Origin of the sequence: Dietzia psychralcaliphila, from assembly GCF_003096095.1 — a bacterium.
Classification (GTDB): domain Bacteria; phylum Actinomycetota; class Actinomycetes; order Mycobacteriales; family Mycobacteriaceae; genus Dietzia; species Dietzia psychralcaliphila.
Genome location: NZ_CP015453.1, coordinates 274,392 through 290,116, shown reverse-complemented (window position 1 = coordinate 290,116; position 15,725 = coordinate 274,392). Strand labels below are relative to the sequence as shown.

Here is a 15,725-nt window from a genome sequence, read left to right as displayed (position 1 = left end):
TTCCACCTTGTGAGATTTCTCTCAGGAATCGGGATCTCTCGGCCCCGAAATGGCAACCGCCCCGCTCCGAGTGGGTCACTCGGAGCGGGGCGGTTGTGGTGTCAGATCACCGGATGAAGGGCAACGGGGGCAGGGTGACGCCGTCCGGCAACCCCAGCTCGTAGTCGCCGAGCGAACCCGTCGTGACGACGGCCGCATTGGCCGCGACCGCAACCGCGCCCTGTGCGCCCGGTTCGCCACCACGGCCGTTGGGCGTGACCGGACCCGGAGCCGGCGGAGCCTCGGGAACCGCAACGGGCGCGACCGGCATCCCGGGCAGGGGAGGTAGGACCAGGCCGAGGTCGGCGACCGACTGTTGGATCATCGGGGCTGCGGCGATCGAGCCGCCGATGAGGACCACCGGGAGCAGGATCGGCAGCGAACCGACGGCCGAACCGAGCGAACCGGCGGGGGCGAGGGACGCGGTGAGCGATCCGAGGGGCGCGAGAGATCCCTCCGCCGAACCCGGCTCCAGGGAGCCCATCGGGAGCGACCCCTCCAGCGAACCCTCGTCAGACCCGGCATCGGACCCGGCCGACAGCGGATCCAGCGAACCCGGCTCGAGCGAACCCTCCAACGAGCCGTCCTCCGAACCGGCGTCAGATCCCACCGACAGCGGCGCGAGGGAACCAGCGACCGACGCGAGCGGAAGTGAACCCAGTGCCAAGGATCCGGGTTCGATCGAACCCATATCGGACCCTGCATCAGACCCCGCCGACAACGGATCCAGCGAACCCGGCTCCAGGGAGCCCTCCAACGAACCCTCGTCAGAACCGGCATCGGACCCGGCCGACAGCGGAGCGAGCGAACCCGGCTCGAGCGAGCCCTCCAACGAACCCTCGTCAGACCCGGCGTCAGACCCCGCCGACAACGGATCCAGCGAACCCGGCTCCAGGGAGCCCTCCAACGAACCTTCATCGGAACCGGCGTCAGACCCCGCCGACAGCGGAGCGAGCGAACCGGGCTCGAGCGAGCCCTCGCCCGCCTCGGAACCCGAGGAACCGAGCGCCAGCAACACGGTCAGCGCCACGAGCGATCCACCCTCAGCGGATCCGGGCTCCAGCGAACCCTCCAGCGACCCCTCGTCCGAACCGGCGGACAACGGATCCAGTGAACCGGGCTCCAGCGAACCCTCGAGGGAACCGGGCTCGAGGGAACCGGGCTCCAGCGAACCCTCCAACGAACCGGGCTCGAGAGAACCGGGCTCGAGGGACCCGGCGTCAGACCCCGCCGACAGCGGAGCGAGCGAACCGGGCTCGAGGGAACCGGGCTCCAGCGACCCGGGATCGAGAGAACCCGGCTCGAGCGAACCCTCCAGAGAACCCTGGCCGAGGGAGCCGGGATCGAGGGAACCGGGCTCCAGTGAACCGGGCTCCAACGAACCGTTGTCGAGGGACCCGCCGTCGCCCGATCCTGCCGAGCCCAGCAGCAGCTCGAGGTTCAGTCCGAGTCCGGCGTCGACAGAGCCTGTCTGGGCGTTGGCGACAGCCGGGGTGCCGGCCGCGGCGAGTAGAGCCGCGCCGGCGACGGCCGCCGCACGGATATGAAGTGCTCGCTTCGATGTCATTGTCGATCCTCAATCTGGTCGGTGTGCCCACACGGGATCGCTAGCACCGATCCCCCTGCCTGATATGCACATCGTGAAAACTCAGGATAGTGTTACTTCCATCACAGTTCCACCGGTGCGGCGGAAAACTCATCTCGTCGTCGTCAGATGTTTCCCCCCGGCCACCTAGGCTCGCCGGGTGACCACCACGCCCGACGACCCGTCTCCCCGTCACCGGCCGCTGCGCCGGATGGCGGACGGGACCGTCAAGCAGATCAACCCCTTCACCGGAACCGAGGTCTGGACGGTGCCCGGCCGCGGCAACCGCCCCCTCGACCATTCCCCCGGCCATATCTCAGCGGTGGATCCGACCGGCCCGGAGGCGCACTGCGCGTTCTGCGTGTCCCGCCTGCGCGAGACCACCCCGGAGAAGTCGCGTCTGGTCCGCGACGGCGACACCTGGACGACGCTGGACCAGGTGGCCGCGCGAGAGCTCGACCTCACGACTCCCGAGTTCCGGCTCTTCGGCAACCTCTTCGAGATCGTCTCGCTGGACTACTGGAAGGCGGTCCACGGCTACGAGATCTCCGCCCGGGCGTCCGCGCACCAGACCACCTACCTCCGTTCCGAGGCCGGCGTCGACCACGTCCGAGCGCTGGTCCGCACCCGGATCGCCGCCTCGCAGGGGGATCCCGCGGGCGTCGACTCCATGTCGACCGAGGACCTGGTCGCCCACTCGGAGAGCTTCTTCGGCGGCTGCCACGACGTCGTGGTGGCGCGCCGCCACCTCACCGACGGCGCCACCAGAACCGACCGTCACGCCTCCTCCGGCGCGCTCGACCCGGATGAACACGAACAGTTCATCGCCTTCACCGTCCGCGCCATGCGGAGCCTGTACCGCGACAACCCCCACGCCCGGTACGTGTCCGTGTTCCAGAACTGGCTGCAGCCCGCGGGCGCGTCGTTCGCGCACCTGCACAAGCAGCTCGTGGCGATCGATGAGGTCCCGGCGAAGACCGGCCGCGAGGTGGCCGCCCTCTCCCGGGAGCCGGACCTCTACAACACCCTCGGCGTGGACCACGCGGCCTTGGAGGGGTTGGTGCTGGCGGCCAACGAGCACGCGGTGGCGGTGGTCGGGGTGGGGCACCGCTATCCCGCCCTCGTCATCTACTCGCGATCCCCGGCGAGCGAGCCGTGGGAGCACTCCCCGGACGAGCTCCGCGGAATCTCCGATCTACTGCACGCCTGCCATGCCGCCACGGGCCCCCTGGTGCCGTCCAACGAGGAGTGGCACAGCCGGCCGCCGGGGGTCGGCGCGGCGATGCCCTGGCGGATCGTGCTCAAGTGGCGGATCTCGAACCCCGCAGGGTTCGAGGGCGCCACCGGGATCTACGTCAATACGATCGACCCGTGGGCCCTGCGCGACCGGGTCGCCCCGAGGCTGACCGAGCTGCGCGCCTCGGGCCGGATCGCCGACATGGCGCTCGGCGCGGAGTGTGGGGACGTGCGGGGGTCACTGCGTTACGGGTGAGGCCGGACTGGGGTCGCGGAGCAGGACGGGATCGGCGACGACGACGAGGTGGTCCGGTGAGTACCGGGGGCCGTCGACTACCGGGGGCCGTCGACGAGAACGCGCGACTAGATCGCGCGTCGCGCCCGACCCCGGGGCAGCCTCGCGGCGGTGGCCTCGCGGATGCCCGGCACCGAGGCCGGGATCACGACCGGTCCGGAGAGCGACGGGTCGAGCAGCATCGCCGTGGGGGTCTCCTCCGAGCCCATGTTGATGCTCCGGCAGAGCTCGTAGGCGTCCTCGTCCCGCCAGATATTGACCCAGTGCACCTCGAGGCCCTCCCGGGCGGCCCGCCGGCGCAGCGCGGAGGAGTACGGGCATCCGGGACGCCACAGGACCACCACGGCGTGTTCCATGCAGGCCGTACTCCGCACCGACTGCAGGGGCTCGTGACCGGTCACCCTGAGCGGCGAGTTCCACAGGGCCACCACCGTGGTCACCGCCAGCACGAACAGCGCCGGTGCCACTCCGTGCCCGAACCCCACGAGTGTCCAGGCGAGCGCGCACCCCACGGCCACGACGGCCACGGGGCCGAACCAGTGGCCGGGGACGATCTCACGCCCCGCCCGGGCGAAGGGGTGTGTCACGCGGACGACCCTACGCGCCCCGGATCCCCGCTCGCCCGTGCATTGACCGAATCGTGATGCGTCCACGATCGGTGCTCCGCCCGTCGTCCGTGGCGGTAGCGTCGGTGCGATGACGGACTCGCGACCGCCGACCCCGGCCCCGCCGACCAGCACCCGCAAGATCCGCGACCTCACGGGACCGGGGATCACCACCGCGTTCGGCATGGAGGGCACCGATCTGGGGATCACGGCCCGGACGCCCTCCGGACGCCTGCTCGCGGTGTTCGGGGACACCTTCGCCGGAGCGGGTATGGGCGCGCCCCACGTGGGCCGGCCCCATCCGGGGATCGCCGAGTGCGCACCCACCACCGACGAGCGGCCGGGGCCGGGGAATCCCGACTGGCGGTCCCCCGTGGGCCTGTTCTCCGACGAGGACGCCACCGGCGGGGGCCTGGCGTGGGTGGACGCCGCCGGCCCGGGCCCCCGGGACTACGCGGGGCAGCTCATCCACTACGTCCACGGCCGGGACTGCTCCACGGTCCTCCCCAGCGACGTGCTGACCATCGGCGACACGATGTACCTCCACGTCATGGTCAACGAGGGACTCGGGACGGTCACCCGGACGGAGATCCACCGCTCGGTCGACGACGGTCGCACCTGGGAGCCGACCGGTGTCACCTTCTCCCCCCTACTCGAGGGCGGGCACCGCCAACTGTGGACCTGGGAGGCCGGCGGGGACGGATTCGTCTACGTCCTGTCGAGCGGCTTCCAGCGGGACAAGGGGGTCATCCTCATGCGGGTCCGCGAGGAGCACCTCGCCGATCCCGACGTCAACGGCTGGCAGACGTGGGGTTTCCGCGAGGGCGCCTGGGACTGGGGCCACCCCACGACCATCGTGCTGCCGGGCCGTGTCGGGGAGATGTACCTGCGCAGGTGTGAGGACTTCTGGACCCTGACCTACTTCGACGCGGAGCACTACCGGATCGACTGCCTCACCTTCCCGCACATCGGGTCGGACCTGCTGGACCGCTCGGTGACCACCCACACCACGCTCCTGCACGGGTGTGCCTGGGGCGACGAAACCGACGGTTCCGACCCGGCAACCGGCCCGGCACGTGTCGCGCAGCTCTACTGCGGTTGCCCGGTCCCGGGTTCCACGCCAGAGGAGTGGCACTTCGTGGTGAGCCAGTGGAACACCCACGACTCGGCCGCGGGTCCCCCCGGTTGGCCGTACCGGTCCATGCAGTTCGTGGGCTCCATCCCGCGTCCGCCGGGGACCCCGGCCCGGGACTGAACCCCGTCGGCACGTCCGACAGCACCTGCACCCGCACTCCGTCCCGGCTCGTGCGTCCCGGTTCGTGCGTCCCGGCATGTGGGTCCCGGTTCGTGCGTCCCGACCACTCAGGCCCAGGGCAGTGGGCCGAGGGTCCGTGCCGCCCAGTCCTGCACGGCGTCGGCGGAGCGGGAATCCAGGTCGGTGGTGTCCACCTCGATCGCGTCGGGCCAGGGCGCCAGATCAGCGAGTTGGCTCTCGAGCACCGCCACCGTGGCCTCGGACGGGTCCGTGCCGGTGCGGCCCCGCTCCTCGATCCGGCGGACGAGTTCAGCGTGGGGAGCCGTGCACGAGACCTCCACGAGCTCGGCGTGCGCGTCGGCCGCCACGGTCTCCGCCTGGGCACGGCGACGCGGGTCCAGCCAGGTGGCGTCCAGGACCACGCTCCGACCCAGCGCGAGCGACTCCCCGGCCCTGGCGAGCATCCGCGAGTAGACGGCGGAGACGGCCCCCTCCGAATACCTGTCCCCAGTCCCGTCGTCGCGCGGGCGCGCACCCTCGGCGCCGCCGCCCGCGGGAACGTCGGAGCCCAGTTCGTCGGAGCCCAGTTCATCGAAGCGGAGTTCATCGGACCGCAGCAGCTCGGCGCCCAGTGCCACGGCCAGCGGCGCCGCCAGCGTGGACTTGCCCGACCCGGATACCCCGCCCACGAGGATCAACCGGACCCGGGCACGCAGGAGGGCGTCGACGGCCCGGTCCGCCAGGGACAGGGCGAGTCGCGCGTCCGCCCCGAAGTTCTCGGACTGCTCGGCACGGATCGCGGTGACCTTGGCACGGACCAGCGCGCGGTAGCCGATGTAGTGGTGGACGAGCGACGACGGTGCGTCATCCCCCGAGAAATCCCGATAGGCCGCGAGGAAGGCTGCTGCGAGGTCCCGCGCTCCCACCCTGTCGAGGTCCATGGCCAGGAAGCCGGCGTCGAGCATCGCGTCACCGAACCTCAGCCGGTCGTCGAACTCGAGGCAGTCGATCACCCGGGGCCCGTCGTCCAGGAGGTAGACGTCGGCCGCGAGCAGGTCACCGTGGCCGTCGACCACACGGCCCGCCTCGATACGTGCCCTGAGGAGTCGGTCCCGCCCCCGGAGGTACTCCCCAGCCAGCCATTCGACGTCGTCGACGATCTCCGGTGCGTCCTCGCCCACGCTCAGACGACGCAGGTGGTCGATCGAGTCGCGCCACAGCCCGGCAACGGCGTCGGCGGTGCCCACCGCGTCGATCTCCTCCGAGTGGGGGCTCGCCGCGTGGAGGTGGTCGAGCTGCCTGGCCACCTCGCGCACGCCCGCCCCGAGATCCGGATCGCCGACGCGGCCCGAGCCCGAGGCACGCGACCACACCAGGGATTCCAGGCTCCTCCCGGAGGGCAGTCGACGCATCCGGACCACGTGGTCGATCACCTCGCCGTCGGGACCACGGACCTCAAGTACGCCGTCGTACACGTCCGGCGCCAGGCGGCTGTTGAGCTCGACCTCCCGCCGACTCTGCTCGGCCCTGGCCTCGACCGTCCTGTTGTCGAGGAACCCGAGGTCGATGCGTTTGCGCACTTTGTGAGCCTCGTCACCATAGAGCACGATGAGAGCGCTGTGCGTCTCGACGACGGCCGGCCCTCCGTCCGTCACCGGGTCGGCATCCGCAGGGGTGTCCATAACCCCAGCCTAGGCAGGTATGACGGCGTTCGCCGCCGACCCGCGCGGCTGGCCGGATACGCCCCCCTCGCGCCCGGTGACCGGAGTGTTACATCAAGGAACACTCAGGTTTTGACCCCCCTGACACGACCATGGATCGCTTGTAGGGTCACCGACGCACCTCGCTCCGATCGAGGTGTCCGCGATGAGAGACATCGTGGTCAACGAAGATGGGAGCTGTTCATATATGACGAACACCCACCGGAAGACCACCACCCGCACCACCGCCAAGATCGCCGCCGTCGGCGCGTTCGGCATCGGTGCCGCCATCGCGTTCCCCGGCCTCGCCGCCGCCCAGGATGCCCCGGCCGGCAGCCTCGAGGGCCTCACAGGCGACACCGGCAGCCTCACGGAGCTCACGGCCGACGACGGCAGCCTCGCCGACCTCGACCTCGGCACCGACCTCGCCGTCGACCTGGGCAGCCTCGCCTTCAACCTGAACCTGGGCGCCGAGGCGTCCAACCCGGGCTCGGTCGAGCTCGGCAGCCTCGGTGTCTCGCCCAACACCGGCAGCGACATCGTCGACGGTGGCTCCGCAGCCGAGGGCACCGATGCGGGCACCGGCTCGCTGGACACGGGCTCGCTCGGTGGGGGCACCGACACCGGCTCGGTCTCGGGTTCCGCTGACGAGGGCACCGACACCGACACCGGTTCGGTCTCCGGCTCCGCCGGTGAGGCCACCGACACCGGCTCCGCTGACGAGGGCCTCGACACCGGCTCGGTCTCGGGCTCGGCTGACGAGGGCACCGACACCGACACCGGGTCGCTCAGCGGCGCGCTCGCCGGACTGAGCTCCGGCGCCGAGGCCGGAGCGGAGGTCGGCGTCGACGCGGGCCTGACCACCGGCTCGCTGGGCTGATAGCCCCGCATCCCCGTACTCCGGATGCACTTCCGCGGCCCGGGGTCGTGACGTCTTCACCGTCACGACCCCGGGCCGTCGCGTGTCCGCGGACACGATGGGGAATGATGCAGGGGTGACGATCGTCGTGGCATGCGGGGCCTTCAAGGGCTCTCTCACCGCTATCGAGGCATGCCATCACGCTGCCGAGGGTGCTCGCCGGGCCCACCCGGACACCGATGTGGTGGTCAGACCCGTCGCGGACGGGGGCGGCGGAAGCCTCGAGGTGATGGTCGCCGGCGGCGCCCGCGAGGTGCGCGTGACCGCCTCCGGTCCCACCGGCGAGTCCGTCGAGACCTCCTTCGCGGCCATCGACCCGGACACCGCGTTCGTCGAGATGGCGGACGCATGTGGGCTGCTCCGCCTCCCCGGAGGCCTGATGCGACCCCTCGAGTCCTCGAGCCGCGGGGTGGGAGAGGTCCTCCTGGCCGCCCTCCGCTCCGGTCGCGGGAACATCCACCTCGGCATCGGGGGCAGCGCCTCCACCGACGGCGGCACCGGGATGCTCTCCGCGCTGGGTGCCCGCTTCCTCGACTCCTCGGGCACCGAACTCCCCGACGGCGGCGGAGCGTTGGTGAACCTCGACCGCGTCGACCTGGACGGCATCGATCCCGCCGTCCGCGCCTCCCGGATCCTCGTCGCCTGCGACGTGGACAATCCCCTCCTCGGCGCGATGGGCGCGGCCCGCGTCTACGGCCCGCAGAAGGGGGCCTCCGCCGAACAGATCGAGGACCTCGAGGCGGGCCTGACCCGCCTGGTCGAGGTCCTGCGCGGCCAGGGGCTCGACGTGGACCCGGACGCACCGGGATCCGGCGCGGCCGGTGGCGTGGGCTTCGCGGCCCGCGAGCTGCTCGACGCGTCGCTCGATCCGGGCTTCGAGGTCCTGGGCACCCTCACCGGCCTCGAGGACGTGGTGTCCGCCGCAGACCTGGTGGTGACCGGCGAGGGCCGGCTCGACGACCAGACCATGCACGGCAAGACGCCCATGGGCGTGGCCGCGCTGTGCCGCTCCCACGCGGTGCCGGTGGTGGCCGTGTGCGGCCGGCTGGACCTGGGTGCCGACCGCGTGGCGGAGGCGGGGTTCGCGGCCGCCGCCGCCCTCACCGAGCGGGAGCCGGACCTGGCCAGGTCGATGGCCAACGCGGGCGCGCTGCTGGAGGAAGTGACCGCCGAGGTCGTCTCGCGCATCCTGGCCTGACGGCCCCGGCGTCGTGCACCAGCCGTCTCGTCTCAGCCGTCGCGTCTCAGCCGTCGCGCCCCAGGCGTCCGTCGCCTGCCCCGTCCCTCGCGTCGCCTACCTCGTCCTACGCGTTCGGCCAGCCCGTGACGGTGGCGGCGGCCGCAACGCGGTCGTCCACGATCATCCACATCTCCAGTCGGTCTCCGGACCGCCTCCGCCGGATCGTCATCGACGAGCCCGGCACCACGGGGTGGGAGTACTCGATCACCACGCGGTGAGGGTGTCGGAGCAGATCGGGATGGTGCAGGAGTTCGTCTTCCACGGCATCGAAATAGGCGGCGTTGTTGAGGTGCTGCAGCGGGTCGAAGTCGGTGCTCCGGAGGATGTGGGGCCGGTCTTCCGGCATGTCCGGGTCGGGGGAATCGGTCGGCCGGGCCGTGGTCATGGCGACCCACCGCAAACGGTGGGTGTCCGTAGTGGAGGCGAGGGTGGCGAAACCCTCCTCGCTGATGCGGGCGGGGACGCCGAGAGCGCTGACGTTGATCCAGAACGCCTCGGTCTCCACCAGTCCGTCAGGTCGCTCCAGGGAATCGGGAGGGCTGGTCCGGTGCTCGGCGGTCAGCCGCACACGCATGTTCGCCCACCGCGTGGACAGTCCCGAACACCAGCGTTGAAGGTGCACGGTGGCCGGCCAGGAGATCGGCTCGATCACGTCGATCACGGTACGGCGCACGATCCAGTACGGGTCGGTCCCTGCGTGGCCGGCGGCCTCCAGATCGTCGCCCGCCATGTCCTGGAGGTACCGGGCGATGCTGTCCAGCCGCAGCCGTCGCTGGGGATCGACGTCGCCGGTGCGCACCGTGCGGGAGGCGGAGAACACCGATCCGCTGGAGGGCGGCGGGGGAAGTGGGTGCAGTCCAGGGTCCTGTGCCGGGTCGCTCATAGGTTTCGGGTCGCTCATGAGTGCGTCCTCTCGCGTGTCCGATCCGAGTGGCTCCCGGGGCAGGTGCCGGTGGCCGGCGATCCGGTCGTGCGAGTGGGCGAGGCGACCCGCACGTCCCCGTGAGCCGCAACCGTGGGGCCACTGTAGACCCGCGGCCCCGCCTGTGGACGCCGACGCTCGTCCGATCGGCCCGCGGAACCCACTCGGCCTGCAGCTGTGCGCTCGCCGGTCCACGGGCACGCGAGGCACCGGGTGGGCCATGATGGGGACACCGACAGACCCCGGAGGTCGACATGCGCAAGTGGCTCCTCGGCGCCCCCGTCGCCGCACTGGCCGCCGTCGCGGCCGCGGACATGCGACAGACCAGGTACCCGATCCTGCGGACGTTCCCCGTTCTCGGGCACGCACGCATGGCCCTGAGTTCCATCGGCCCCGAACTGCGCCAGTACATCGTGGCGGGCAACAACGAGGAGCGGCCGTTCACCCGCGACCAACGTGCCTGGGTCTACGAATCGGCGGAGGGACGGGCCACCACGTTCGGATTCGGCACGGACAACAACGTCGAATTCCTCGAGGGCTACCCGATCGTCAAGCCGCGCACGTTCACCGGGGTGACGGTGTCCGCCCAGCCGCACTCGGCCGAGCAACTCCAGTTGCCCCCGGCCAAGGTCCTCGGCGCCGCCCGCGGCCGGGCCCGCGCGTTCCGCCCCGAGTCCCTGGTGTCGATCTCCGGGATGAGCTACGGCGCCCTGTCGGCCCCGGCGGTTGAGGCCCTCAACCGCGGCGCCTCGCTCGCGGGTGCACTGCACAACACGGGCGAGGGCGGCCTGAGCCCGTACCACCAGAAGGGCGGTGACCTGGTCTTCCAGATCGGGACTGCCTACTTCGGGGTACGCGACGCAGAAGGCCGTTTCGACCTGGGCTCACTGGTCGCCCTCACCGAGAAGCACCCGATCAGGGCGATCGAGATCAAGCTCAGCCAGGGAGCCAAACCCGGGCTCGGTGGTCTGCTGCCCGCGGCCAAGGTCACCACGGAGATCGGGCGCATCCGCGGCATCCCCACCGACCGGGACTGCGCGAGCCCCTCCCGGCACACCGCCTTCCACGACGTCGATTCCATGCTCGACCTGGTCGAGGAGATCGCCGAGCACACCGGGCTGCCGGTGGGCATCAAGTCCGCGGTCGGCGAGCTGGGCTTCTGGGAGCAGCTCGCCTCGGCGATGGTGACGCGGGAGCGCGGCGTCGACTTCATCACCATCGACGGCGGCGAGGGCGGTACCGGTGCCGCCCCACTGGTCTTCACCGACGCGGTGTCCCTGCCCTTCCGGCTGGGCTTCTCCCGCGTGTATCGGGTCTTCGCCGAGGCCGGGCTCACCGACGACGTGGTCTTTGTCGGTTCCGGCAAGCTGGGCATCCCCGAGAACGCGGCGGTCGCGTTCGCACTCGGTGTGGACATGATCAGCGTCGGTCGCGAGGCCATGCTCTCGATCGGCTGCATCCAGGCGCAGAAGTGCCACACCGACCGCTGCCCCACCGGCGTGGCCACCCAGAACCCGTGGCTCGTCCGCGGCGTGGACCCCACCGACAAGGCCGTGCGGTGCGCGGCCTACATCCGGTCACTGCGGCGGGACCTCGTCAAGATCTCCGGCGCCGTCGGCGTTCCCCACCCGTCACTGATCGGGCCCGAGGACGTGGAACTGGCCAACGGCACCCGGGAGTCGACGACTCTCGCGGAGATCTACGGCTATCAGTCGGGGTGGGGCCTGCCCGGCCGGGCCGACATCCGCCAGATCACCGACATCATGATCGCCAGCGGTGCCGCCGAACACACCGCCGCCTACACGCCGCCCGGCATCTGATCGCCCGTCGCCTGACCGGCCGGTATCCAACCGACAGGTATCCATCCAGCCGGTATGCAGACAGAGGTATCCGCTAGCCGTATCCGGTCAGCCGGCGTCCTCCCCCTCGGCGATGCCGGCCCTGAGCAGCCCCAGTTCGCGGTTGAGGTTGGCGTGCGCCTGCTTCTCCCACGCGTCGCGCCCGGCCCTGGTCCGGAATACCGACTTCCGCTCGAGCAGCCCCTCCAGGGAGGCGATCCGCCCGGCCACGAACCGCTCGCCCGGCACGTGCGCGAACTCGTGGCGGACGTCATGTGTATAGGTGTCGTAGGTTTCCGGGTCCGACCCCAGGACCGCGAGGTCGGCGTCCGAGAGGACCGCACCGTTGAGGTCCCCGGCCTCGACCCGGTGCCCGCCCATCAGCCGCACCAGTCGCGCCACCTCGTCGACAGGGGCGGCCGGGTCGAGCGCCTTCTCGGTGAACGCCGCCGACTTGTCGTTGTTCTCCGATTCCGTCGGGTCGAACACCGCGGTGTGGAACCAGGCGGCCAGCCGGACCGCGGTCCCGTCGAACGCCTCACCGTCCGCCTCCAGCGCGTCCACCGCACGGAGCACCGCGCGCAGATGCGTCTCGTTGTGGTAGCGGCGCTGCGGTTCGTTCCACCTCTCGAGCAGATCCGATCGCAACTCGGGCGTGAGGAACTCGACCTCGGAGTCGAGGGGGTCAGCGGCTGCCGGACGGTCGGTATCCATGTTCCGATGCTACCGCCGGACCCCGTCTCAACTGCGTGAATCGTGAACTGCGTGAACGTACCTAGACGTCCAGGTCCGCGCCCGTGCGCGGCGGGAACGCCGCCAACGCCTCCTGCTCCTGCGCGTCGAACATCCGGGCCCGGGACAGGAACCGACGGCCGGTCGGGTTCTCGAGACTGAACCCCGAGCCCCGGCCCGGGACCGCGTCCAACACCAACTGCGTGTGCTTCCAGGTCTCGAACTGTGAGCCCGAGATCCACACGCGAAACCGGGGCGACGACGACGAGGAGGACGAGAGCTCCTCGTCGTCGTCGCCCGGTGGGGCGCCGGGGCCGTCGCCGACCCGATCGCCGTCGGCACGATCGCCGCCGGCACGATCGCCCAGAGCGAGATCCACCTCTCCCACCAGGATGTCGCGCTGACCGACCCGGAACTCCCCGTCGGGGTAACACATGGGCGCCGAACCGTCGCAGCACCCGCCCGACTGGTGGAACATCACCGGTCCGTGTCGGCCGACGAGTTCACGGATCAACTCGGCAGCCGGTTCGGTGACCACGACGCGCGGCGGGAGACCGGGCGGTGCACCCTCCGGCGGCACAGCCCGCGCCGCGATGGGCACGTTCCCGCCCGAGGGCAGCCCGCACACGTCGTCCATCGTCATCCCTCCCTGCTGTCGGTCATTTCCGCGGCCATTCGACTCGTCGGCCAGTCAACCCTGTCGTCGCCCGGTCCGGCTCAGAAGAAGCCCTGCGGCTTGCCCGAGTAGCTCACCAACAGGCACTTGGTCTGCTGGTAGTGGTCGAGCATCATGCGATGGTTCTCGCGTCCGATGCCGGACTGCTTGTAGCCGCCGAACGCCGCGTGGGCCGGGTACTGGTGGTAGGTGTTGGTCCACACCCGGCCGGCCTGGATGGTGCGGCCCGCCCGGTAGGCGGTGGTGCCGTTGCGCGACCACACGCCGGCGCCCAGGCCGTAGAGCGTGTCGTTGGCGATCATCATGGCGTCGTCGAAGTCGGTGAACGAGCTCAAGCTGAGCACCGGACCGAAGATCTCCTCCTGGAACAGCCGCATCTTGTTGTGGCCGCGGAACACCGTGGGCTGCACGTAGAAGCCGCCCGCGAGGTCGCCGTCGAGTTCCGCCCGCCCGCCACCGGTGAGCACGTCCGCGCCCTCCTGCTTGCCGATGTCGATGTAGGACAGGATCTTCTCCAGCTGGTCGTTAGAGGCCTGAGCACCGAGCATGGTGTCGGTGTCCAGGGGGTTGCCCTGGGTGATCTTGTTGGTGCGCTCGATCGCGAGCTCGGAGAACTCGTCGAAGACCGACCTCTGGACCAGCGCGCGCGAGGGGCAGGTGCACACCTCGCCCTGGTTGAGGCCGAACATCGCGAAGCCCTCGAGCGCGGCCTGACGGAAATCGTCGTCGGCGTCCATGACGTCCTCGAAGAAGATGTTGGGGCTCTTGCCGCCCAACTCGAGTGTCACCGGGATGAGGTTCTCCGAGGCGTACTGCATGATCAGGCGCCCGGTGGTGGTCTCGCCGGTGAAGGCGACCTTGCGGATCCTCGGGTTGGAGGCCAGGGGCTTGCCCGCCTCGGTGCCGAAGCCGTTGACCACGTTGAGCACGCCGGGCGGGATGAGGTCACCGATCACCGACAGCAGGAACAGGATCGACGCCGGGGTCTGCTCGGCCGGCTTGAGCACCACGCAGTTGCCCGCGGCCAGTGCCGGGGCGAGCTTCCACACCGCCATGAGGACCGGGAAGTTCCACGGGATGATCTGGCCGACCACGCCGAGGGGCTCGTGGAAGTGGTACGCCACCGTGTCCTCGTCGATCTGCGAGATCCCGCCCTCCTGCGCGCGGATACACCCGGCGAAGTAGCGGAAGTGATCGATCGCCAGCGGGATGTCGGCCGCCAGACACTCGCGGATCGGCTTGCCGTTGTCCCACGATTCGGCCAGGGCGATGGCCTCGAGGTTCTCCTCCATGCGGTCGGCGATCCGGAGCAGGACCAGCGAGCGCTCGGCGGCGGAGGTGGCGTTCCAGGCCGGGGCGGCGGCCCACGCGGCGTCCAGGGCCGCCTCGATGTCCTCGGAGGTGCCGCGGCCGACCTCGCAGAAGACCTGACCGGTGATCGGGGTGACGTTCTCGAAGTACTCGCCCTTGACGGGTGCCACCCACTCGCCGCCGATGTAGTGCTCGTAGCGGCTCTCGTAGGACATCACCGAACCATCGGCGCCGGGCTGTGCGAAAACGGGCATCGTGCCCCTCCTTCTCCTCCGCGCGACCCCCGTGGTCGTCGCTGTGATGTAGGACACTAATTGCGGCAGGGTTGCAGCAACGTTGCACGACGGACGATTCCGTCCGACTCCGTGCGGGCACTGCCCGACCGGACAGGCCCCCACCCGTTCGACCTGCCGGAATCCACCGCATCCCCTCGCCGCGGACGTCCCGACCGCCCTACCGTCAGCCCCCATGGAGACCACCGCGAGACCCGGGGCGACCCGAGAGATTTCCGCGATCCGGGGCGGACCGGGCCGACGCTTCGGGGCGTTCACCGTCGTGGCCGACGCCCATCGGGTACGGATCGGGCACGACCTCAGCCACGACGAGGTGAGCGAGGCGGTGATCCCGGCCATGTCCCGCGACCTGCTCGACACCGGGGTCCTCCACACCGTGGACGAGTTCCACCGGGCCGTGACCGCGCTCGTGACCTCCCGGGACGGGAGCTGGCAGGAGTGCTGGTCCGACTACTACCGGTCCTCGATCGCAGCACTGACAAACGGCCACTGTCCGTTCTCCCCGGTCCACGACCGGGCGGTGGCGGAGTTGGTCGGCGACTCGGCGCTGGAGATCGGGTGTTGCTTCGGGTTCCTGTCCCTGCGGCTCTCACGGGAGGGGGCCGGGACCATCGCGGCAGATCTGGATCCCACCGTCCTCAGGCTGCTCCGGACCTGCGCACCGGCCGGTGACATCCTGCCGACCCCCGTCTGTCTCGACGCGCGGACGACCCCCTTGGCGACGGACACCGCGGACACCGTCTACCTCGTCCACGTCCTCGAGCACCTCGACGAGGACGCCGGCTGGGACGTGGTCCGCGAAGCCCTCCGTCTGGCGCGACGCCGCCTGGTGATCGCCGTCCCCTTCGAGGCGGTGGCGGTGGCACAGTACGGGCATGTCCGGACCTTCGACATCCCCACACTGACGGCACTCGCCACGCGGATAGAGATGCTGGGTCACAGTTGGCCCCGCGGGGTGCGGACCCGGGTCGACCAGCACCACGGAGGGTGGCTCGTGGTGGACAAATGACCCGCCGGCCCCGCCCCATCGGCCCATCGCCAAGAGCGTTCCGCACACGATTGCCGAGAAGAGGGTGTGC

At 70.6% G+C, this 15,725-nt stretch carries 13 protein-coding genes; 6 read left to right on the top strand and 7 right to left on the bottom strand.

The features are described from left to right. Nucleotides 1-106: 106 nt before the first annotated feature. The gene (locus A6048_RS01240; protein ID WP_107747876.1) at nt 107-1,606 is read right to left on the bottom strand and encodes a hypothetical protein; all 1,500 of its coding nucleotides are present in this window, start codon (nt 1,604-1,606) and stop codon (nt 107-109) included. 229 nt (nt 1,607-1,835) lie between these two features. Between A6048_RS01240 and A6048_RS01235 the strand changes: the two genes are divergently transcribed. After that, a complete protein-coding gene (locus A6048_RS01235; RefSeq protein ID WP_107747875.1) occupies nt 1,836-3,116 on the top strand; it encodes a DUF4921 family protein in 1,281 nt (426 codons plus the stop codon). 107 nt (nt 3,117-3,223) lie between these two features. On the opposite strand, the gene A6048_RS01230 is transcribed toward A6048_RS01235, so the two are convergent. Then, nucleotides 3,224-3,742, bottom strand: coding sequence for a thioredoxin domain-containing protein (locus tag A6048_RS01230; protein WP_235027558.1), 519 nt, complete (start codon nt 3,740-3,742; stop codon nt 3,224-3,226). Nucleotides 3,743-3,851: 109 nt separating this feature from the next. On the opposite strand from A6048_RS01230, the gene A6048_RS01225 reads away from it, so the two are divergent. After that, a complete protein-coding gene (locus tag A6048_RS01225) occupies nt 3,852-5,015 on the top strand; it encodes a DUF4185 domain-containing protein (protein WP_107747873.1) in 1,164 nt (387 codons plus the stop codon). A gap of 107 nt (nt 5,016-5,122) precedes the next feature. Here A6048_RS01225 and A6048_RS01220 read toward each other — a convergent pair whose 3' ends face one another. Next, the gene (locus tag A6048_RS01220) at nt 5,123-6,697 is read right to left on the bottom strand and encodes a bifunctional aminoglycoside phosphotransferase/ATP-binding protein (protein ID WP_107747872.1); all 1,575 of its coding nucleotides are present in this window, start codon (nt 6,695-6,697) and stop codon (nt 5,123-5,125) included. A gap of 226 nt (nt 6,698-6,923) precedes the next feature. Between A6048_RS01220 and A6048_RS01215 the strand changes: the two genes are divergently transcribed. Together A6048_RS01215 and A6048_RS01210 are read left to right on the top strand one after the other, a co-directional pair. After that, the gene (locus A6048_RS01215) at nt 6,924-7,595 is read left to right on the top strand and encodes a hypothetical protein (protein WP_107747871.1); all 672 of its coding nucleotides are present in this window, start codon (nt 6,924-6,926) and stop codon (nt 7,593-7,595) included. A 115-nt stretch (nt 7,596-7,710) separates the two neighbouring features. Further along, nucleotides 7,711-8,832 carry a glycerate kinase gene (locus tag A6048_RS01210; RefSeq protein ID WP_107747870.1) on the top strand — a complete coding sequence of 374 codons (1,122 nt, stop codon included), beginning with the start codon at nt 7,711-7,713 and terminating at the stop codon, nt 8,830-8,832. Between the two features lie 106 nt (nt 8,833-8,938). Here A6048_RS01210 and A6048_RS01205 read toward each other — a convergent pair whose 3' ends face one another. Then, nucleotides 8,939-9,775: an acyl-[acyl-carrier-protein] thioesterase gene (locus A6048_RS01205; protein ID WP_235027559.1), complete on the bottom strand. Its 837-nt coding sequence runs from the start codon at nt 9,773-9,775 to the stop codon at nt 8,939-8,941. A 275-nt stretch (nt 9,776-10,050) separates the two neighbouring features. On the opposite strand from A6048_RS01205, the gene A6048_RS01200 reads away from it, so the two are divergent. After that, the gene (locus A6048_RS01200) at nt 10,051-11,616 is read left to right on the top strand and encodes an FMN-binding glutamate synthase family protein (RefSeq protein ID WP_107747868.1); all 1,566 of its coding nucleotides are present in this window, start codon (nt 10,051-10,053) and stop codon (nt 11,614-11,616) included. A gap of 87 nt (nt 11,617-11,703) precedes the next feature. Here the strand turns inward: A6048_RS01200 and A6048_RS01195 are convergent, their stop codons facing one another. From A6048_RS01195 to exaC, 3 genes are all read right to left on the bottom strand, one after another. Then, complete coding sequence (locus A6048_RS01195; RefSeq protein ID WP_107747867.1) at nt 11,704-12,348, bottom strand: HD domain-containing protein; 645 nt, start codon at nt 12,346-12,348, stop codon at nt 11,704-11,706. A gap of 61 nt (nt 12,349-12,409) precedes the next feature. Beyond that, a complete protein-coding gene (locus A6048_RS01190) occupies nt 12,410-13,003 on the bottom strand; it encodes a DUF779 domain-containing protein (protein WP_107748081.1) in 594 nt (197 codons plus the stop codon). A gap of 80 nt (nt 13,004-13,083) precedes the next feature. Next, complete coding sequence (exaC, locus tag A6048_RS01185; RefSeq protein WP_107747866.1) at nt 13,084-14,607, bottom strand: acetaldehyde dehydrogenase ExaC; 1,524 nt, start codon at nt 14,605-14,607, stop codon at nt 13,084-13,086. 214 nt (nt 14,608-14,821) lie between these two features. Between exaC and mftM the strand changes: the two genes are divergently transcribed. Continuing rightward, the gene (mftM, locus tag A6048_RS01180; RefSeq protein WP_107747865.1) at nt 14,822-15,655 is read left to right on the top strand and encodes a mycofactocin oligosaccharide methyltransferase MftM; all 834 of its coding nucleotides are present in this window, start codon (nt 14,822-14,824) and stop codon (nt 15,653-15,655) included. Nucleotides 15,656-15,725: the final 70 nt, after the last annotated feature.